The organism is Streptomyces sp. YKOK-I1 (genome assembly GCF_054660435.1).
Genome location: NZ_BAAGDR010000001.1, coordinates 2,657,409 through 2,674,763, shown reverse-complemented (window position 1 = coordinate 2,674,763; position 17,355 = coordinate 2,657,409). Strand labels below are relative to the sequence as shown.

General features: G+C 72.6%; 21 protein-coding genes. 12 read left to right on the top strand and 9 right to left on the bottom strand.

The window, feature by feature from the left end; all coding sequences use genetic code 11:
* Position 1: 1 nt before the first annotated feature.
* Complete coding sequence (locus ACYQ8Q_RS11450; RefSeq protein WP_460064186.1) at positions 2-412, bottom strand: VOC family protein; 411 nt, start codon at positions 410-412, stop codon at positions 2-4.
* 157 nt (positions 413-569) lie between these two features.
* On the opposite strand from ACYQ8Q_RS11450, the gene ACYQ8Q_RS11445 reads away from it, so the two are divergent.
* The 3 genes from ACYQ8Q_RS11445 to ACYQ8Q_RS11435 all read left to right on the top strand — a co-directional run bounded on the left by ACYQ8Q_RS11445 (position 570) and on the right by ACYQ8Q_RS11435 (position 3,657).
* Entirely contained in the window at positions 570-2,168 is a 1,599-nt protein-coding gene (locus tag ACYQ8Q_RS11445) for an ABC-F family ATP-binding cassette domain-containing protein (protein WP_460064184.1), read from the top strand.
* Between the two features lie 336 nt (positions 2,169-2,504).
* Entirely contained in the window at positions 2,505-2,726 is a 222-nt protein-coding gene (locus ACYQ8Q_RS11440) for a helix-turn-helix domain-containing protein (protein WP_004002281.1), read from the top strand.
* Between the two features lie 127 nt (positions 2,727-2,853).
* Complete coding sequence (locus tag ACYQ8Q_RS11435; RefSeq protein ID WP_460064182.1) at positions 2,854-3,657, top strand: enoyl-CoA hydratase/isomerase family protein; 804 nt, start codon at positions 2,854-2,856, stop codon at positions 3,655-3,657.
* Between the two features lie 13 nt (positions 3,658-3,670).
* On the opposite strand, the gene ACYQ8Q_RS11430 is transcribed toward ACYQ8Q_RS11435, so the two are convergent.
* Positions 3,671-4,393, bottom strand: coding sequence for a nucleopolyhedrovirus P10 family protein (locus ACYQ8Q_RS11430; protein WP_460064181.1), 723 nt, complete (start codon positions 4,391-4,393; stop codon positions 3,671-3,673).
* Between the two features lie 88 nt (positions 4,394-4,481).
* Between ACYQ8Q_RS11430 and ACYQ8Q_RS11425 the strand changes: the two genes are divergently transcribed.
* The 6 genes from ACYQ8Q_RS11425 to ACYQ8Q_RS11400 all read left to right on the top strand — a co-directional run bounded on the left by ACYQ8Q_RS11425 (position 4,482) and on the right by ACYQ8Q_RS11400 (position 7,361).
* A complete protein-coding gene (locus ACYQ8Q_RS11425) occupies positions 4,482-4,964 on the top strand; it encodes an Asp23/Gls24 family envelope stress response protein (RefSeq protein ID WP_460064179.1) in 483 nt (160 codons plus the stop codon).
* Between the two features lie 30 nt (positions 4,965-4,994).
* Positions 4,995-5,180, top strand: coding sequence for a hypothetical protein (locus tag ACYQ8Q_RS11420; protein ID WP_460064177.1), 186 nt, complete (start codon positions 4,995-4,997; stop codon positions 5,178-5,180).
* Positions 5,181-5,185: 5 nt separating this feature from the next.
* On the top strand, positions 5,186-5,560 hold the full coding sequence (locus ACYQ8Q_RS11415; RefSeq protein WP_460064176.1) for an Asp23/Gls24 family envelope stress response protein: 375 nt from the start codon (positions 5,186-5,188) through the stop codon (positions 5,558-5,560).
* Complete coding sequence (locus ACYQ8Q_RS11410; protein ID WP_460064174.1) at positions 5,557-6,195, top strand: DUF6286 domain-containing protein; 639 nt, start codon at positions 5,557-5,559, stop codon at positions 6,193-6,195. The genes ACYQ8Q_RS11415 and ACYQ8Q_RS11410 overlap by 4 nt, the downstream gene beginning before the upstream one ends.
* 5 nt (positions 6,196-6,200) lie before the next feature.
* Complete coding sequence (gene amaP, locus ACYQ8Q_RS11405; RefSeq protein ID WP_460064172.1) at positions 6,201-6,779, top strand: alkaline shock response membrane anchor protein AmaP; 579 nt, start codon at positions 6,201-6,203, stop codon at positions 6,777-6,779.
* 123 nt (positions 6,780-6,902) lie between these two features.
* Positions 6,903-7,361 (top strand): protein-tyrosine phosphatase family protein, encoded by a 459-nt coding sequence (locus ACYQ8Q_RS11400; protein ID WP_460064170.1) that lies wholly within the window; start codon positions 6,903-6,905, stop codon positions 7,359-7,361.
* A gap of 122 nt (positions 7,362-7,483) precedes the next feature.
* On the opposite strand, the gene ACYQ8Q_RS11395 is transcribed toward ACYQ8Q_RS11400, so the two are convergent.
* From ACYQ8Q_RS11395 to ACYQ8Q_RS11370, 6 genes are all read right to left on the bottom strand, one after another.
* Positions 7,484-8,239 (bottom strand): SDR family oxidoreductase, encoded by a 756-nt coding sequence (locus tag ACYQ8Q_RS11395; protein ID WP_460064169.1) that lies wholly within the window; start codon positions 8,237-8,239, stop codon positions 7,484-7,486.
* Positions 8,240-8,244: 5 nt separating this feature from the next.
* Positions 8,245-10,032, bottom strand: coding sequence for a glycoside hydrolase family 15 protein (locus tag ACYQ8Q_RS11390; protein ID WP_460064167.1), 1,788 nt, complete (start codon positions 10,030-10,032; stop codon positions 8,245-8,247).
* 34 nt (positions 10,033-10,066) lie between these two features.
* A complete protein-coding gene (locus tag ACYQ8Q_RS11385; RefSeq protein ID WP_460073263.1) occupies positions 10,067-10,396 on the bottom strand; it encodes a hypothetical protein in 330 nt (109 codons plus the stop codon).
* Between the two features lie 44 nt (positions 10,397-10,440).
* Positions 10,441-11,019 (bottom strand): RNA polymerase sigma factor, encoded by a 579-nt coding sequence (locus tag ACYQ8Q_RS11380; protein ID WP_460073261.1) that lies wholly within the window; start codon positions 11,017-11,019, stop codon positions 10,441-10,443.
* A gap of 20 nt (positions 11,020-11,039) precedes the next feature.
* Positions 11,040-12,596, bottom strand: coding sequence for a sodium:solute symporter family protein (locus ACYQ8Q_RS11375; protein WP_460064166.1), 1,557 nt, complete (start codon positions 12,594-12,596; stop codon positions 11,040-11,042).
* A 183-nt stretch (positions 12,597-12,779) separates the two neighbouring features.
* Positions 12,780-12,908, bottom strand: coding sequence for a hypothetical protein (locus ACYQ8Q_RS11370; protein ID WP_276206717.1), 129 nt, complete (start codon positions 12,906-12,908; stop codon positions 12,780-12,782).
* Between ACYQ8Q_RS11370 and ACYQ8Q_RS11365 the strand changes: the two genes are divergently transcribed.
* The 3 genes from ACYQ8Q_RS11365 (at position 12,857) to ACYQ8Q_RS11355 (ending at position 16,548) form a co-directional block, all read left to right on the top strand.
* Positions 12,857-15,010 (top strand): carbon starvation CstA family protein, encoded by a 2,154-nt coding sequence (locus ACYQ8Q_RS11365; RefSeq protein WP_460064164.1) that lies wholly within the window; start codon positions 12,857-12,859, stop codon positions 15,008-15,010. The two genes, ACYQ8Q_RS11370 and ACYQ8Q_RS11365, sit on opposite strands and share 52 nt — an antisense overlap.
* Entirely contained in the window at positions 15,007-15,198 is a 192-nt protein-coding gene (locus ACYQ8Q_RS11360) for a YbdD/YjiX family protein (RefSeq protein WP_460064162.1), read from the top strand. Before ACYQ8Q_RS11365 ends, ACYQ8Q_RS11360 begins: the two co-directional genes overlap by 4 nt.
* A 396-nt stretch (positions 15,199-15,594) precedes the next feature.
* On the top strand, positions 15,595-16,548 hold the full coding sequence (locus tag ACYQ8Q_RS11355; protein ID WP_460064160.1) for a hypothetical protein: 954 nt from the start codon (positions 15,595-15,597) through the stop codon (positions 16,546-16,548).
* A gap of 6 nt (positions 16,549-16,554) precedes the next feature.
* On the opposite strand, the gene ACYQ8Q_RS11350 is transcribed toward ACYQ8Q_RS11355, so the two are convergent.
* Positions 16,555-17,349 carry an SURF1 family cytochrome oxidase biogenesis protein gene (locus ACYQ8Q_RS11350; RefSeq protein ID WP_460064158.1) on the bottom strand — a complete coding sequence of 265 codons (795 nt, stop codon included), beginning with the start codon at positions 17,347-17,349 and terminating at the stop codon, positions 16,555-16,557.
* Positions 17,350-17,355 lie beyond the last annotated feature (6 nt).

Genomic DNA, 17,355 nt, shown 5'->3' with positions numbered 1-17,355 from the left:
GTCAGGTCTGGATGTCCGGCGCGTAGGTGCCGAAGCTCCAGATGTTGCCCTCCAGATCGCGGGCCAGGTAGTCGCGGGAGCCGTAGTCCTGGTCCGTAGGGGGCATCAGGACCTCGGCGCCCTGTTCCACGGCCCGGCGGTGGTGCGCGTCCACGTCGTCCACCACGACGTACACCCCGGTCGGGCCCGCGTCCTTCATCGCCGTGTCGAAGACCCCGCCGCGGCCCTTCGAACCGATCATCACGGCGCCGTTGCCCTGCACCAGCTCGGCGTGCATCACGGCGCCGTTCTCGCCCTCGTACACCGACAGCTCCGTGAAGCCGAAGGCCTCGGTGAGCTGCCGTATCGCCGCCTTCGCGTCGGCGTACAGCAGCGTGGGATAGACGCTCGGGCGGCCGCTCGCGCCTGTCATGCAGATCACTCCCTCGTCAAGATCGAACACCTGAACCCAGAAAAAGTGCTTGCACGGGGCCGTTAGACTGGCCTCATGGCCATTCTCCTCGCGCATTAGACGGCGGGAACGTCCTCAGCCGCACAACCCGCCACCGACCCCGCACAGGAGTCTGACCGTGATCTCCGCCTCCGGCATCGAGCTGCGCGCCGGTGCCCGCATCCTCATCGAGAGCGCCTCCTTCCGTGTCGCCAAGGGCGACCGCATCGGCCTGGTCGGGCGCAACGGCGCGGGCAAGACGACGCTGACCAAGGTCCTGGCCGGCGAGGGCATCCCCGCCGCGGGCCAGGTCACCCGCTCCGGCGAGGTCGGCTACCTCCCGCAGGACCCGCGCACCGGCGACCTCGACGTCCTCGCCCGCGACCGCATCCTGTCCGCGCGCGGCCTCGACGTCCTCATCCGCAAGATGCGGGAGAACGAACAGCGCATCGCCAACGGCACCGGCGCCACCCGCGACAAGGCCATGCGGCAGTACGAGCGCCAGGAGACGGAGTTCCTCACCAAGGGCGGGTACGCCGCCGAGGCCGAGGCCGCCACCATCGCCGCCGCCCTCAACCTGCCCGACCGGGTGCTCGGCCAGCCCCTGCACACCCTCTCGGGCGGTCAGCGCCGCCGTGTGGAACTCGCCCGCATCCTGTTCTCCGACGCGGACACGCTCCTGCTCGACGAGCCGACGAACCACCTCGACGCCGACTCGATCGTCTGGCTGCGCGACTACCTCAAGACCTACCGCGGCGGCTTCATCGTCATCTCCCACGACGTCGACCTGGTCGAGACGGTCGTCAACAAGGTGTTCTACCTGGACGCCAACCGCTCCCAGATCGACGTCTACAACATGGGCTGGAAGCTCTACCAGCAGCAGCGCGAGGCCGACGAGAAGCGCCGCAAGCGCGAGCGGCAGAACGCCGAGAAGAAGGCCGCCGCCCTGCACTCGCAGGCCGACAAGATGCGCGCCAAGGCCACCAAGACCGTGGCCGCGCAGAACATGGCCAAGCGCGCCGACCGGCTGCTCGCCGGCCTGGACGCGGTCCGGGTCTCCGACAAGGTCGCCAAGCTCCGCTTCCCGGAGCCCGCGCCCTGCGGCAAGACCCCGCTGATGGCCGAGGGCCTGTCGAAGTCGTACGGCTCGCTGGAGATCTTCACCGACGTCGACCTCGCCATCGACAAGGGCTCCCGGGTCGTCATCCTCGGCCTCAACGGCGCCGGCAAGACCACCCTGCTGCGGCTGCTCGGCGGTGTGGAGCAGCCCGACACCGGCGAGGTCCGCCCCGGCCACGGCCTCAAGCTCGGCTACTACGCGCAGGAGCACGAGACCCTCGACCCGGAGCGCACCGTCCTGGAGAACATGCGCTCCGCCTCCCCGGACCTGGACCTCGTGGAGGTCCGCAAGGTGCTCGGCTCGTTCCTGTTCTCCGGTGACGACGTCGACAAGCCCGCCGGTGTCCTCTCCGGCGGTGAGAAGACCCGCCTCGCGCTCGCGACCCTCGTGGTCTCCTCGGCGAACGTCCTGCTGCTCGACGAGCCCACCAACAACCTCGACCCCGCCAGCCGTGAGGAGATCCTCGGCGCGCTGCGTACCTACAAGGGAGCGGTCGTCCTCGTCACCCACGACGAGGGGGCCGTGGAGGCGCTCCAGCCCGAGCGGATCATCCTGCTGCCCGACGGTGTCGAGGACCTGTGGGGCTCCGACTACGCGGATCTCGTCGCGCTCGCTTGATCATCCGTGGTGGATCATCCGTCTTGGATCATTCGGCCCATGGGTGATCCCTCATCTGTGTGAGATCTCCTCGTATCGAGGTGTGTCCTACATCCATTTTCCGGCCGATCCCTTTGTCGACAAGGGATCGGCCGTCGTGCGTCTCTGACCTGGTACTTCGCCGAAGAACCCGTTCGGCCGTACGAACATCTCCGGTTGGAATCACAGGTTCCACTTGTGGGGACGCGCTCCTGTCGTCAAAACCCTCTCGCACGGACCTTGCCGAATGGGTGGCCATCGGGCCCCGGAGGGGTGATCATGAGGGGACCAGAGCGCACTTCCCATGAGGAGGCACGGGTGGCCGAGACTCTGAAGAAGGGCAGCCGGGTGACCGGCGCCGCGCGCGACAAGCTCGCGGCAGACCTGAAGAAGAAGTACGACTCCGGTGCGAGCATCCGGGCGCTGGCCGAGGAGACCGGCCGCTCGTATGGCTTCGTACACCGGATGCTCAGCGAGTCGGGCGTCACGCTCCGTGGGCGTGGCGGTGCGACGCGAGGCAAGAAGGCCGCCTCGTCCTGACCCGGGCGGCCCGCCGGCTTCGATGGTGCCACCCGGTCGGTTCTCCGATCGGCCGGGTGGTTACTGTGCAGTCACTTAGCTGTTCACCAGCTGACCGCTGACTGACCGCACGCATCGGAGGCGCCCCATGGCCACGCCCGACCAGGAACTCGTTCCCCTGCTCGACCAGGACGGCGTACGGCTCACCGTCGACGACGCGCTCGCCACGGTGACGCTGACCAACCCGGCCAAGCGCAATGCGCAGAGCCCCGCGATGTGGCGGGCGCTCGCCGAGGCCGGGCGGCTGCTGCCGGGCTCCGTCCGGGTGGTCGTGCTGCGCGGCGAGGGCAAGTCCTTCTCCGCCGGCCTCGACCGGCAGATGTTCACGCCCAAGGGGATCGAGGGCGAACCCTCCTTCATCGATCTCGCGCGCAGTGGTGACGCCGAACTCGACGCCGCCATCGCCGGGTTCCAGGAGGGCTTCACCTGGTGGCGACGGAACGACGTGGTGACCGTCGCCGCCGTCCAGGGCCATGCCATCGGCGCGGGCTTCCAGCTCGCGCTCGCCTGTGACCTGCGCGTCGTCGCCGACGACGTGCAGTTCGCCATGCGCGAGACCGCCCTCGGCCTGGTGCCGGATCTGACGGGCACCCACCCCCTCGTCTCCCTCGTCGGCTACGGCCGCGCGGCCGAGATCTGCCTGACCGGGCGGTTCGTGGGCGCACAGGAGGCGGTCGACTCCGGGCTCGCCAACCGCGCGGTGCCGGCGGCGGAACTCGACGCGGCGGCACGGGAGCTGGCCACCGCGCTGCTCGCCGCGCCGCGCGAGGCCGTGATCGAGACCAAGGCGTTGCTGCGCGGCGCCGCGGACCGCACCTACGACGAGCAGCGCGCCGCCGAGCGGGCCGCCCAGACACGGCGGCTGCGCGACCTGGCCGGCCTCGGCGAATGACGGGCGCCGCCCGTCAGCCCACCCCCGTCACCAGCACCGCGACCGTCGGGTGATCCGGTAGCGCCCGGCTCACCGTCGCGCGGACCTGCCGTGCCACGTCCACGGCCCGGTGGTCCGCGCGGACCGTGATCTCCACACGGGCGTGCCGGTGCGGCAGCGCCGCGACCGCGGTGCCCTCGACGCTCGTCAGGTGCACCGCCCTGCCCAGCGCGCCGGTCAGGCCCGTCACCCCCGGCACGGACAGCGCCGCCTGTGCCGCGAGCGCTTCCTCGCCGGTGAGGGACGGGCCGGCGGGCACCGCGGCCGGGGGTGCCGACGGCCGCGGGGCGGACTCGTCCCCGTCGAGCAGGTCCGTCACCCGCAGATCCACCTCCGTGACCGTCAGCCCGAGCCGCCGCGTCGCCGCCGTCGCCAGCGCCCGCCGCACCCGGCCCGCCGTCGTGGGCAGCGGCCACGCGGGGGACGCCGCGAAGTCCGCCGTCACCCGGAGGGGTCCCGGCGGCAGCCCGCTCGGCGGAGGCGGTACGACGGGTTCGTCCGCGTCGTCCGGGTCGGCCGGGGCCAGCCGCAGCACCCCCAGCCGCACCCCCGGCACCTCCCGGACCGCCGCCCGCAGTACGCCGTTCGCCGCCTCCTCCGCGATCCACGCCCCGTCGCGCGGGCCCCCCAGGGGCAGCAGTCTGCCCAGGCCCAGCCGATGCCGTACCGCACTCGTCGCACTCGTCGACCCATCCATTCCTCCAGCCTGCCGCATCCCCGGGGCGCGGCAGGGCAACGGCGCTTACCGTGGTCGAAGGGACGACGACCGAGAAGGACGTACGGCCATGACAGAGGCAACGGAGCAGACCCGGACGCAGGGCACGGACGGCGGCACCGAGACCGTCTCCACCCGCAAGCCGACCCGGCGCGGCGGCGGTGATCCCTCGACCCGGGGGCGGACCACCATCGCCGACGGTGTCGTGGAGAAGATCGCGGGCCTCGCGACCCGGGACGTCGTCGGCGTCCACGCGATGGGCAGCGGCCTGAGCCGTACCTTCGGCGCGGTGCGCGACCGGGTGCCCGGCGGGGCCAAGTCCGTGACCCGCGGCGTCAAGGCCGAGGTCGGCGAGGTGCAGACCGCGCTCGACCTGGAGATCGTCGTCGACTACGGAGTGTCGATCACCGAGGTCTCCCGGGATGTCCGGGAGAACGTGATCGCGGCCGTGGAGCGGATGACCGGCCTGGAGGTCGTCGAGGTGAACATCGCGGTGAGCGACGTGAAGCTCCCCGAGGAGGAGGACGAGGAGCCCGAGCCCCGCATCCAGTGACGTACCGGCCGACGAGCGGAGGAACACAGCATGAGCAGGGCCATGATCGGGATGATCGCCGGCATGGCACTGGGCTTCGCCGGATACTTCGGCGGATTCGGTGCCTTCCTCCTGGTGGCCGCCCTCGGCGCCATCGGGTTCGTCGTCGGCAGACTCCTGGAAGGGGACATGGAGGTCGGGGACTTCTTCCGCACACGTGACGACCGCCGCAGGTGACGGACATGAGCGAGGGGACGGGCGCGGCCCCGCGACGGCCCGCCGACGTCCCGCCGGGGGAGCGCGGCGCGACCCGTATCGCGGACCGGGTCGTGGCGAAGATCGCCGCCCGGGCCGCCCTGGAGGCGATCCGCCCGCTGCCCCCCGGCGCGGCCCGCCCCCACGCCACCGTCGTCGTGCACCATGACGCCGCCCACCTCCACATCCACCTCGAACTCGACTACCCCACCGACATCGGCCCCCGCTGCCACACGGTGCGTCGACATGTCACCGAGCGGGTAGGCGCGTTGGTGGGAATGCAGGTTCCGGAAGTCGCCGTCCAGGTGGAGAAGCTGCATCTGACGGCGGCCCACGGCGCGCCACACGGGAGGACGCGATGAGCGAGGCCCGGGGCTCGGAGGCCACCACCCCCCTGCCCGTCCTGGACGAACCCCCGCGGGCGAGCGACCCGCCCGAGGCCTCCGGCACCGGCGAGGTGCACCGCTTCTGGTCCGCCCGCCGCGTCCCGGCGGGGATCGTGGCGGCCGTGCTGTTCGTCGTCATGGGCGCCTTCCTCTACGACGTCTGCGCGGTCCGGGCCGGCCGGTCCGCGCTCGCCTGGCGCCGCGACCTCGCCACCCAGCTCGCCGAACGCCCCCTCGACGACACCTGGGTGCTGGTCGGCGCGGGTGTCGCGGCGGCCCTCGGCCTGTGGCTGGTCCTGCTCGCCGTCACCCCGGGCCTGCGGGCCGTCCTGCCGATGCGCCGCATCCACCCCGACGTACGGGCCGGCCTGCACCGGGACGCCGTGGCGCTGGTGCTGCGCGACCGCGCCATGGAGGTCGCCGGCGTCCAGTCGGTACGGGTCCGCGCCCACCGGCGCAGGGCCGACGTCCGCGCGCTCTCCCACTTCCGCGACCTGGACGCCGTGTACGCCGACCTCGACACCGTGCTCACCCAGGCGATCCGGGGCCTCGGCCTCGTACGGCCGCCGCATCTGGCGGTGTACGTGCGGCGGCCCGGGAAGAAGGGGTGAGGGGCGTGCTCAGGACCGTCAACCGGGTGCTGCTCGGTCTCGTCGGGCTGGTGCTCCTCGCCGTCGGGGGCGCGGTGCTGGCCGTGGGCCTGGGGGTCCCGCCGCCCTCCTGGTGGATCCACGACGGCCGCCACGACGTCCTGCTCAGCACCGCCGAACGCACGAAGTGGAGCGACGAGAGCTGGTGGTGGCCGACGGTCATCGCCGTCCTCGCGGTCCTCGTCCTGCTCGCCCTGTGGTGGCTCACGTCCGTGCTGCGCCGCCGCCGGCTCGCCGAGGTCCTGGTGGACACCGGCGACGGCGCGGGTGCACTGCTGCGGGGCAGCGCCCTCCAGTCGGTGCTGACGGCCGACGCGGGCGGCCTGGAGGGGGTGTCCCACGCCGAGGTCCGTCTGACGGGCCGCAGGGACGCCCCCGAGACCCGGGTACACCTGCGCCTGGAACCCCATGTGGACCCGGGAACGGCCCTGCGCGAACTGACCGGACAGTCCCTGGCCCACGCCCGGGACTCGGCGGCCCTGAAGAGACTCCCCGCGGACGTCACGCTGAAGGCGGCCAAGCACAAGGCGGCAAGGGTGAGCTGAGGCGGAATCGGCAAGGCGTCCGACCTGCCCACCGTCCATGCGGACGGGAAGCCGCGTGGCACCACGCAGACTCAGAAGACCGTTCCGGCGGACTTCGCCCGCCTGTTCACAAAGGGAGTCATCATGACCGAACCATGGAACACCGACGACCCCAAGGTGATCACGCTCCCCTCGGGGCGGACGATTCGCGGACGCGGTCTCAGATATGACCTGCCGGAGGGGCAGACTCCTACGTTCGCGGTGCACTTGACGGATCACGAGCCGCCCAGGCCGCCGTGGGAGTCCCTGTGGATCCCCTGGCGGGATTTCTGGCTTCCCGCCGACCCCATGGACGCGATGCGCAAGCTGCGCACCGCATACGACCGCGCCGCGGACGAACGCGTGGAGGTCTGCTGCGGGGGCGGCATCGGTCGGACGGGCACGGGGCTCTCCGCGATCTGCGTGTTCGAGGGCATGAATCCCAAGGAAGCGGTCACATGGGTGAGGCGGAACTACCACTCCCGTGCCGTCGAAGTGCCGTGGCAACGACGTTTCGTCCGTCAGGTCCACGCTGCCGGGAGGGTGTCCGACATCGGGTGGTGACGACCGGTTGGACGTCCTCTTGGCGTCCAGGCCCGGCCGGTGCGCGTCCGTCCACGTCGACACGGCCGTGGTCCAAGCCGTCGTACAACGCGCCGGGTCCCCAACGGCCTTCGTGCGCGAGATCAGAACCCGTGCCGCATCCCGCCATCCACCGGCACCATGATCCCGGTGAGATACGAGGCGGCCGGGGACAGCAGAAACGCCGCCACCCTCCCGAACTCCTCCGGCGTCCCGTACCTCCGCAGCGCGATCCGGGACTCGTTCGCGGCGCGGGTCGCCTCGGGGTCGGCCGACAGCCCGTCCAGCTCCCGCACCCGGTCCGTGTCGATCCGCGACGGCAGCACCCCCACGACCCGGATGCCGCGCGGCCCCAGCTCGTCGGAGAGCGACTTGGCGAAACCCGCGAGCCCCGGCCGCAGCCCGTTCGAGATCGTCAGCCCCGGGATCGGCTCGTGCACCGACCCGGACAGCACGAACCCGATCACCCCGCCGGACTCCAGCTCGGCCGCCGCCGCCCGCGCCAGCCGCACCGCCCCGAGGAACACCGACTCGAACGCCGACTGCCACTGCGCGTCGGTGTTGTCCGCGACGAAACCCGGCGGCGGCCCGCCCACGCTCACCAGCACCCCGTCGAGGCCGCCGAAGGTCTCCCGGGCGGTGGCGATCAGCCGCTCCGCCGCCTGCGGATCGGCGTTGTCGACGGCCACCCCGACCGCGTTCGGCCCCAGTTCGGCCGCCGCGTGCGCGACCCGCTCGTCCTCCCGCCCCGTCACGACCACCTTCGCGCCGTCCGCGACGAGCTCGCGCGCCGCCGCGTTGCCCAGTCCGCGCGTGGCCCCGGTGACGACGTACACCCGGTCCTTCAGTCCAAGATCCATGGCCCCTATCCTGCCTTCTCGCCCCCGTAGAGGGCGAGGGCGGTGTTCACCAGGCCGAGGTGGCTGAAGGCCTGCGGGAAGTTGCCGAGATGGCGGCCGGCGACGGGGTCGTACTCCTCGGCCAGCAGGCCCACGTCGTTGGTGAGGCCCACCAGTCGTTCGAACAGCTCCCGCCCCTCCTCGGGGCGGCCCGTCTCCTGGAGCGCGTGCGCCAGCCAGAACGAGCAGGCCAGGAAGGTCCCCTCGTCCCCGGGCAGACCGTCCACCGTCGTCCCGTCGGTGCTGTAGCGGCGCACCAGACCGCCGTGCCCCAGCTCCGCGCGGACCGCGTCGACCGTGCCGACCACCCTCGGATCCTCCGGCGGCAGGAAACCGAGACGCGGGATGAGCAGCAGGGCGGCGTCCAGGTCACGGGAGCCGTAGGACTGGGTGAAGGTGTTGCGCTCGGGGTCGTAGCCCTTCTCGCACACCTCCCGGTGCACCTCGTCGCGCATCGCCCGCCAGCCCGCGAGGTCCCCGCGCAGCTCCGGGTTCTCCTCCAGCGCGCGCACCGCCCGGTCGGCGGCCACCCACACCATCACCTTCGAGTGCACGAACTGCCGGCGGCCCCCGCGTACCTCCCACAGCCCCTCGTCCGGCTGCCGCCAGTTCTCGCTGAGCCAGCTCATCAGCGCGCACTGGATCGCCCACACATGCGGTTTCGTCGGCAGGCCCGCGGCGCGCGCCAGCGCCATCGAGTCGATGACCTCGCCGTAGACGTCGAGCTGGAGCTGGTTCACGGCCTCGTTGCCGACGCGTACGGGGCTGGAGCCCGCGTAGCCGGACAGCCAGGGCACTTCGAACTCGGGCAGCCGGCGCTCGCCGCCGAGCCCGTACATGATCTGCAGGTCGGCGGGGTCGCCCGCGACGGCCCGCAGCAGCCAGTCCCGCCAGGCCTCGGCCTCGTCGTGGTAGCCGGCTCCCAGCAGCGCGCCGAGGGTGAGGGTGGAGTCGCGCAGCCAGCAGTAGCGGTAGTCCCAGTTGCGCACCCCGCCGAGCTGTTCGGGCAGGGAGGTGGTCGGGGCGGCGACGATGCCCCCGGTGGGCCGGTAGGTGAGCGCCTTGAGGGTGATCAGGGAGCGGACCACGGTGTCCCGGTGCGGGCCGTCGTAACGGCAGCGCGCCGCCCACGCCCGCCAGTCCTCGACGCTGGAGCGCAGCGCCTCCCGCGGGTCGATCAGCGGGGGACGCCGTTCGTGCGAGGGGTGCCAGGTCAGCACGAACGCGACGGACTCGCCCTCCCCGACGGTGAACTCGGAGTGGGTGGCGAAGTCCTCGCCCCAGGTGCGCACGGCCGGTTCGCTGCGCAGCCAGACCGCGTCCGGCCCGGCGACCGCCACCCGGTGGCCGTCCGCCCGGCGCATCCACGGCACGATCGAGCCGTGGTCGAAGCGCAGCCGCAGATCGCTGCGGACGGCGACCCGGCCGCGCAGCCCCTCCACGATCCGGATCAGGTCGGGATGGCGGTCGCGCTGCGGCATCAGGTCGGTGACCCGGATCGCGCCCCCGTCGGTCTCCCACTCGGTGTCCAGGACGAGGGTGTCGGAGCGGTAGGCGCGGCGGGTGCAGACACCCTCGACGCCCTTGGGCGCGATGCGCCAGTGGCCGTTGCGCCGGTCGCCCAGCAGTCGGGCGAAGCAGGCGGCGGAGTCGAAGCGGGGCAGACAGAGCCAGTCGACCGAGCCGTCCCGGCCGACCAGGGCGGCGGTCTGTTCGTCGCCGATGAGGGCGTAGTCCTCGATGCGGGGGTGCACGCCATTGCGGGTTCCCGGCGGGCCGGGCGGGCAATCAGGGGTGCGGCCGGGGGAGTGACGCCCGGCTCACCGCGTCCCCCGTCCCCGAGAAGATCACCCCGGGGTGGGCGGGCGCCTGGTTCAGCACCCACAGACCGATCAGGGTGGCCAGCGCGAAGACGACGGCGATCAGCACGGCCAGCACCAGCCTGCGCCGCCGCTCTCGACGCAGCCACTCACCGCGCGCGGTGCGGTACGCGTCGGGCAGGGGGCGCGCGGGCCGCACCCCTCCGGCGAGCGCTTCCAGCGCGTCCTGCAGCTCCCGCTCGGTCCGGGTGGGGCCGGGTCCGGTCTCGTTCATGGCCTGCGGTCCGGTGTCCTTCATCGCGTCGGGTCCGGTGTCGTTCATCGCCCCGGGTCCGGTGTCCGTCATCGCCGGGCCTCCATCGCCTGGGTGAGTGCGGCGAGGCCGCGTGAGGTATGGGTCTTGACCGACCCGCAGGAGATGCCCATCGCGGCGGCGATCTCGCTCTCCTTCAGGCCCAGCCAGTGGCGCAGCACGAGCGCCTCGCGCTGCCGGGCGGGCAGCTGCTGCAGGGCGTCGATCAGCACGCGCTGGTCGTCGCGGAGCAGCGCGGCGCTCTCGGCGGAGGCGACGGTCTCGTCGGGCAGCTCCGGCGGGCTCTCGACATGCCGGCGGGCGACCTGGAGGTGCCGTATCCGCATCCGGGTCAGATTGCAGACGGTGGAGCGCAGATAGGCCTCGGCGGCCTGGACGTCCCGCAGCCGCCGCCACTTGCGGTAGATCTGGTAGTAGGCCTCGGCGACCACGTTCTCCGGGTCGTCGGCGCCGAGCAGCACGGCGAGCCGCAGCATCGAGGAGTAGTGCAGCTCGAACAGCCGGGCGAGCCCGGCCTCGCGTTCCCGCTCCGCCGGGTCGCTCACGGCGGGCGCGAGCGGCTCGGCGTACTCCTCGGCGTACGTCTCGTCGGCGTACGTCTCGGCCACGGGGATCGGTTGTCTGCGTCTCACGGGTGGTTCGCTCCCGTCGTACGGGGCCGCCTGACGGTGAGGCGGGAGGGCAGGTCGGTGGTGTCGGCGCCGCGGGCGACGCCAAGGCGTTCCAGGACCGCGGTGCCGGTCACCGCGACGGTCAGATTGAGCAGCAGGGCGGCGAGCCCGGCGTAGATCTCCAGCGATCCGAACCCGAAGGTCACGATGGAGGAGAAGCCCTCGCGGACGACCAGGACGGTCCCGGCCGCCATGCCGGCCGCCCAGCCGGCGAGCAGCGCGCGCGGATGCAGCCGCCCGGTGAACAGCCCCACGGCCACGGCCGGGAAGATCTGCAGGATCCACACCCCGCCCAGCAGCTGGAGGTTGACGGCGTCCTGGTCGCGCAGCCCGAAGACGAACGCCACCGCCCCGGCCTTCGCCGTCAGCGACACCGCCTTGGCGATCCGCACCTGCCGCTTGGGCGTGGCGGTGGGCTGGACGTACTCGACGTAGACGTTGCGGACGAAGCTCGTGGCGGCCGCGATCGACATCACGGCGGCCGGCACCAGCGCCCCCACGGTGATCGCGGCGAACACCAGCCCGGCCAGCGGCCCCGGCATCAGCCGGTCCACCAGCATCGGTACGGCGGCCTCGGCGCCGCCCGCCGGGGCGCGCACCCCGGCCGCGAGCGCCGCGACGCCGAGGAAGCCGAACAGGGCGAGCAGCCCCGTCCACGCGGGCAGGGCCACCGAGACCTTGCGCAGGGTGCGCGGCCCGTCGGCGGCGAACCCTGCGGTGAGCACATGGGGGTACATCAGCAGCGCCAGCGCGGAGCCGAGCGCGAGGGTCGCGTACGCGGGCTGCTGGGCGGAGGTGAGGACCAGCGGCGAGTGGGCCACGTCCGTGCCGCCCAGCCGCCGCGCCGCGCCCTCGAACACCGGTCCGGGCCCGCCGAGCCGCCGCAGCACCAGCCAGCACACGGCGGTCAGCGACACGAACACCGCCACCGCCTTCAGCGCCGAGATCACCGCCGGCGCCCGCAGCCCGTGCCGGTACGTCGCCACCGCCAGCCCCGCGAACAGCGCCACCATCACCAGATCGCCGGCCGCGCCGCGCGGGTACACGCCCCCGGCGGTCAGCACCGCCCGTATCCCCAGCAGTTGCAGCGCCAGATACGGCATGGTCGCGAGGATCCCGGTCAGCGCCACGACCAGGGCCAGTGGCGGAGAGCCGTAGCGGCCCCGCACGAAGTCGGCGGCGGTGACATAGCCGTGCCGCCGGGCCACCTCCCCCAGCCGGCTCAGCAGGACGAAGGCCAGCGGGCAGACGATCACCGTGTACGGCACCGCGAAGAACGCGGGCGCCCCGTTGCCGTACGCCAGTCCGGGGACGGCGGTGAAGGTGTACGCGGTGAAGATCGTGCCGCCGAGCAGCAGCCAGGTCCACACGGGGCCGAGGGAGCGGTCGGCCAGTGCCCAGCCCTCCAGGGCGGGCAGGCGGTCGCTGGGGCGCAGCCGGCGCGCGGTCACGGAGAGCAGCGACGCCCCGCCGATCACGGCGAGGAACGTCGTCGTCATGGCGCCGTCGGCCATGGGTCACCGCCTTTGGTGTGCCTGAGCCCTCACCGGTCCAGTTGCGCCAGGGGCCCGTTCGGTTGACAGGAACCGGCGGGAAATCCGGCAAGAAATCCTCTGGAAATCGGTGGGGGATTCGCTGTCAACCGGTGTCGGGGGGTGGGCAACTCTTGCACAGACCGACAGCGGACGGGAGAGCCGTCACCGCTGGTACCGGTCGCCGATCTCGCCCGCCTCGGGTCCCGAGGCGTACCGCACCGCCCAGGTGAGGAGCCGCCATGCCTGCGTCAGCCCTGCCCGAAACCGGCCGTCCGGCGCCGGAAAAGTCACGTATGTCACTGAAGTCCCTCGCGTTGTGGACCGGTGTCGCCCTGCTCGGCGCCGTCGCCTGGGGCGTCCTCGCGCTCTCCCGGGGCGAGGAGATCTCCGCGGTCTGGCTGGTGGTGGCCGCGCTCGGCTCGTACGCCATCGCCTACCGCTTCTACTCGCGGTTCATCGCCCGCCGGGTCCTCCAGGTCGACGACGGCCGGGCCACCCCGGCCGAGCGGCTGGAGGACGGGGTCGACTACCACCCCACCGACCGCCGGGTGCTGTTCGGCCACCACTTCGCGGCCATCGCCGGCGCCGGCCCGCTGGTCGGCCCGGTGCTGGCCGCGCAGATGGGCTATCTGCCGGGCACGATCTGGATCATCAGCGGGGTGATCTTCGCCGGTGCGGTCCAGGACATGATCGTGCTGTTCCTCTCCATGCGCCGGGACGGCAAGAGCCTCGGCCAGATGGCCCGGGACGAGATCGGCAGGGTGGGCGGCGCCGCGGCCCTGATCGGCGTCTTCGCCATCATGATCATCCTGCTCGCGGTGCTGGCGATGGTCGTCGTCAACGCCCTGGCGGAGTCCCCCTGGGGCACCTTCTCGGTCGCCATGACCATCCCGATCGCCCTCTTCATGGGCTTCTACCTGCGCTACCTGCGCCCGGGCCGGGTCGTGGAGACCAGCGTCATCGGCGTGGCCCTGCTGCTGCTCGCCATCCTCGGCGGCGGCTGGATCCAGAACTCCTCCCTGGCCGAGTACTTCGTCTGGAGCCCCGAGACCCTCGTCTTCTGCCTGGTCGGCTACGGCTTCGTCGCCTCCGTCCTCCCGGTGTGGATGCTCCTGGCGCCCCGTGACTACCTGTCGACGTTCATGAAGGTCGGCACCATCGCCCTGATGGCCGTGGGCGTGGTGGTCGCGGCCCCCACCCTCAAGGCGGGCGCGGTGACCGAGTTCGCCCACACCGGCGCCGGACCGGTCTTCGCTGGATCCCTCTTCCCCTTCCTCTTCATCACCATCGCCTGCGGCGCCCTCTCCGGCTTCCACGCCCTGGTCTCCTCCGGCACCACCCCCAAGCTCATCCAGAAGGAGTCCCAGGTCCGGCTCATCGGCTACGGCTCGATGCTCACGGAGTCCTTCGTCGCCGTGATGGCGCTGATCGCCGCCTGCGTCCTCGAACCGGGCCTGTACTACGCCATGAACTCCCCGGCCGCCCTGCTCGGCCCGACCGCGCAGAGCGCCGCCGAGGCGGTCAAGGGCCTCGGCTTCGCCATCACGCCCGACCAGCTGACCGCCGCGGCCAAGGCCGTCGAGGAGCAGACCCTCGTCGGGCGATCCGGTGGCGCCCCCACCCTCGCGGTGGGCATGTCGGAGATCTTCTCCAGCGTGTTCGGCAGCGGCCTCAAGGCCTTCTGGTACCACTTCGCGATCATGTTCGAGGCGCTGTTCATCCTCACCACCGTGGACGCCGGCACCCGGGTGGGCCGCTTCATGCTCCAGGACATGCTCGGCAACGTCTGGAAGCCCATCGGCCGGGTCACCTGGAAGCCCGGCATCTGGATCACCAGCGCCCTCGTCGTCGGCGCCTGGGGCTACTTCCTCTACGCGGGCGTCACCGACCCGCTGGGCGGGATCAAGCAGCTCTTCCCCCTCTTCGGCATCGCCAACCAGCTGCTCGCCGCGGTCGCCCTCGCCGTCACCACGACCATGCTCGTCAAGTCCGGCAAGGCACGCTGGGCCTGGGTGACCGGCGCCCCGCTGGCCTGGGTCGTGGCCGTCACCTTCACCGCCGGATGGCAGAAGGTGTTCTCCGACAACCCGAAGATCGGCTTCTTCGCCCAGCGCGACGTCTACGCCGACGCCGCCGACGCGGGCAAGCTCCTGCCCGGCGCCGCCGACCTGGACGACATGCACACCATCGTCCTCAACAACACCGTCGACGGCGTCCTCATGGCGGTCTTCCTGCTGCTGGTCACGATCGTCCTGGTCAACTGCGCGGTGGTCTGCGCACGCGCCCTGCGGGCACCGGAGCCGCTGCCGACGACCGAGACGCCGTACGTCGCCTCCCGGATCGAGGGGCCGGCGTCCCGCGACAGCGAGCCGCTGGTGGGGGCCGGCTCATGACCGTCGTCCGCAGGGCGGTGGACGTCCTGCGCTGGTACACGCGCGAACTGAGCGGCGAGGCCGAGTACGACCGTTACTGCGCCCGGCACCGCCGCCACCACCCGCAGGCCCCGGTACCGACCCGCCGGGAGTACCAGCGGATGCGGACGCTGGGGCGCGAGGCCGACTCCCCCGGCCGCTGCTGCTGACGCCCCCGAAGGGCGGGCATGCCACCGGACGGCACGCCCGCCCGCTCCACTGCCCCCGTCACCTGCTCTCTGCCGGCCCCTCTCCGCCGCCTGCCCTTCGGCACCCGCCCTCCGCACCTGCCCTCTGCCACCTGCCCTCCGCCGCACGCTCTCTGCCACCCGCCCTTCGGCGCCTGCCCTCCGCACCTGCCCTTCGCCGTCCGCTCTCTGCGCCTGCCCTCTGCCGCCTGCCCTTCGCCGCCCGCCCCCCGCACCTGCCCTCTGTCTCCTGCCCTCGCCGCCCGCCCCTTGCCGCCCGCCCTCCGGACCCGCCCTCGCCGCCCGCCCTCCGGACCCGCCCTCTGCCACCCGTCCTCCGCTCTCCGCCGCCCGCCCTCCGTCACCCGGGGAACGAACATGTTCAGACGCCGGTCCTCCCTGCTGATCCGTCCCGCGCTCGACGACGACCCGCTCCACGCGACCCTCGCCGAGCTCCGGCCCGCCCAGCAGCTCCACGGGCTCGGCGCGGGCACCACGCGTCCCGTCTGGGAGCCCGCGGCCCGGCTGCTGCGCTCGACCGGACGGGACTGGGACCGCAGGGCGCACCGGGTCGCCGTCCTGGCCGGGCAGCTGCCGGCCGTGGTCTCGCAGCGCTGGTCCGCCGACCGGCCCGACGACGGGGACGCCCTGGGGCTGAGGGCGCACGTGGAGACGATCCGCGCGCCCGCCGAGGGGCACGCCGCCGTGCGCGCGGCCGAACGGACCTGTCTGCGGGCCGCCGACACCTGCCCGGAGGACCCCACGCCGTGGCTGGCCCTGCTGTCCCTGATGTACTCCTGCGCCGTACCGGTGAAGGACGCGGTGCCCGTGTGGCGTGAGGCCGTCCGACGGGCGCCGTGGCACCGGACCGCCTACCACCGGATGCTGGGATACCTCTCCCCGCGCGGACACGGGACGCTCCCGGACATGATGGAGTTCGCCTGGCAGGCCGCCGCCCGCGCACCGCACGGTTCACCGGTGGCCCTGCTCCCCGTCGCCGCCCGCGTCGAGCTGACGGCCCATCGTGGCGCGGCATCCCCCCTCGACGCCCTCGGCGCGCACGTCAACTGGAGCGAACCGCGCGCGGTCCAGGAGATCGACCTGGCCCTCACGGGCTGGTTCCACACCGCCGCCCCGGCCCACGCCGAGGCCGTCGCCGACCTCAATCTCCTCGCCTTCGCGCTGACCCGCGCCCACCGGCCGGACGAGGCCGCCCCGGTCTTCCGGCGCATCGGCCGCCATATGACCCGCCACCCGTGGGACCTGCTGCCCGATCCGGAACGCACCTTCACGTACTGGCGGGACAGCCTGGCGCACCACCGCCGGGCCTGAGGGCCGCTACACCGCAGCCGGCGCCGCTTCCTTCTCCTGCGCCGAGGCGGCCGCCGCGTCACGCTCCCGGCGCTCCCGGCGGACCAGGACCACCCAGCCCACGGGGACGCCCGCGGCGAACAGCCACCACTGGACGGCGTACGCGTAGTTCAGCGCCGCGTCCTCGCTGCCGGGCTTCCCGACCAGCTCCGGGGTGTCGCCCTTCGGCTCGGGCGCCGTCTGCGCGATGTACCCGCCGAGCACCCGCGCATCGAGCCGCCGCGCCTGCTCCTCGCTGTTGATCAGCATGATCTGCCGGTCCGGCAGACCCTTGAGGTCCTTGATGCCGCTCGCCGCGGTCGTCTCGTCGGGCATCAGCCGCCCGGTGACGGTGACCTCGCCGGCGGGCGGCGCGGGGATCTTCGGGAACGCGGTCTGGCTCGGGCCGTTCGCCGGGATCCAGCCCCGGTTGACCAGCAGCACCTTGCCGTCCGTCAGCACGAGGGGGGTGAGGACGTGGAAGCCGACCGTCTCGTCGGCGTTGACCCGGCGCCGTACGACGACCTCGTGCGCGGTGTCGAAGGTGCCCGTCGCGGTCACCGCGCGGTAGCGCTGGTCACGGGTGACGGTGTGTCCCGGCGACGTCATCCGCTCCACCGGCACCGGCTTCGCGGACAGCGCGTCGGTGACGAGCTGGTTGCGGGCGGCGCGTTCGTCGTGGCGGTGCATCTGCCAGAAGCCCAGCCGGATCATCGTGGGGATGAGCAGCAGGGCGACCAACGTGAGGATCACCCACTGCCGCGACAACAGGAAGCGGTACACCCCACG

What these genes read in the sequence shown, in the direction of transcription:
- ACYQ8Q_RS11450 (WP_460064186.1), bottom strand. Translation starts at nt 412, where the DNA reads ATGACAGGCGCGAGCGGCCGCCCGAGCGTCTATCCCACGCTGCTGTAC.
- ACYQ8Q_RS11425 (WP_460064179.1), top strand. Translation starts at nt 4,482, where the DNA reads ATGACAGAGGCAACGGAGCAGACCCGGACGCAGGGCACGGACGGCGGC.
- ACYQ8Q_RS11395 (WP_460064169.1), bottom strand. Translation starts at nt 8,239, where the DNA reads ATGGATCTTGGACTGAAGGACCGGGTGTACGTCGTCACCGGGGCCACG.
- ACYQ8Q_RS11415 (WP_460064176.1), top strand. Translation starts at nt 5,186, where the DNA reads ATGAGCGAGGGGACGGGCGCGGCCCCGCGACGGCCCGCCGACGTCCCG.
- ACYQ8Q_RS11430 (WP_460064181.1), bottom strand. Translation starts at nt 4,393, where the DNA reads ATGGATGGGTCGACGAGTGCGACGAGTGCGGTACGGCATCGGCTGGGC.
- ACYQ8Q_RS11355 (WP_460064160.1), top strand. Translation starts at nt 15,595, where the DNA reads ATGTTCAGACGCCGGTCCTCCCTGCTGATCCGTCCCGCGCTCGACGAC.
- ACYQ8Q_RS11365 (WP_460064164.1), top strand. Translation starts at nt 12,857, where the DNA reads ATGCCTGCGTCAGCCCTGCCCGAAACCGGCCGTCCGGCGCCGGAAAAG.
- ACYQ8Q_RS11420 (WP_460064177.1), top strand. Translation starts at nt 4,995, where the DNA reads ATGAGCAGGGCCATGATCGGGATGATCGCCGGCATGGCACTGGGCTTC.
- ACYQ8Q_RS11435 (WP_460064182.1), top strand. Translation starts at nt 2,854, where the DNA reads ATGGCCACGCCCGACCAGGAACTCGTTCCCCTGCTCGACCAGGACGGC.
- ACYQ8Q_RS11385 (WP_460073263.1), bottom strand. Translation starts at nt 10,396, where the DNA reads ATGAAGGACACCGGACCGCAGGCCATGAACGAGACCGGACCCGGCCCC.
- ACYQ8Q_RS11360 (WP_460064162.1), top strand. Translation starts at nt 15,007, where the DNA reads ATGACCGTCGTCCGCAGGGCGGTGGACGTCCTGCGCTGGTACACGCGC.
- ACYQ8Q_RS11410 (WP_460064174.1), top strand. Translation starts at nt 5,557, where the DNA reads ATGAGCGAGGCCCGGGGCTCGGAGGCCACCACCCCCCTGCCCGTCCTG.
- ACYQ8Q_RS11375 (WP_460064166.1), bottom strand. Translation starts at nt 12,596, where the DNA reads ATGGCCGACGGCGCCATGACGACGACGTTCCTCGCCGTGATCGGCGGG.
- ACYQ8Q_RS11400 (WP_460064170.1), top strand. Translation starts at nt 6,903, where the DNA reads ATGACCGAACCATGGAACACCGACGACCCCAAGGTGATCACGCTCCCC.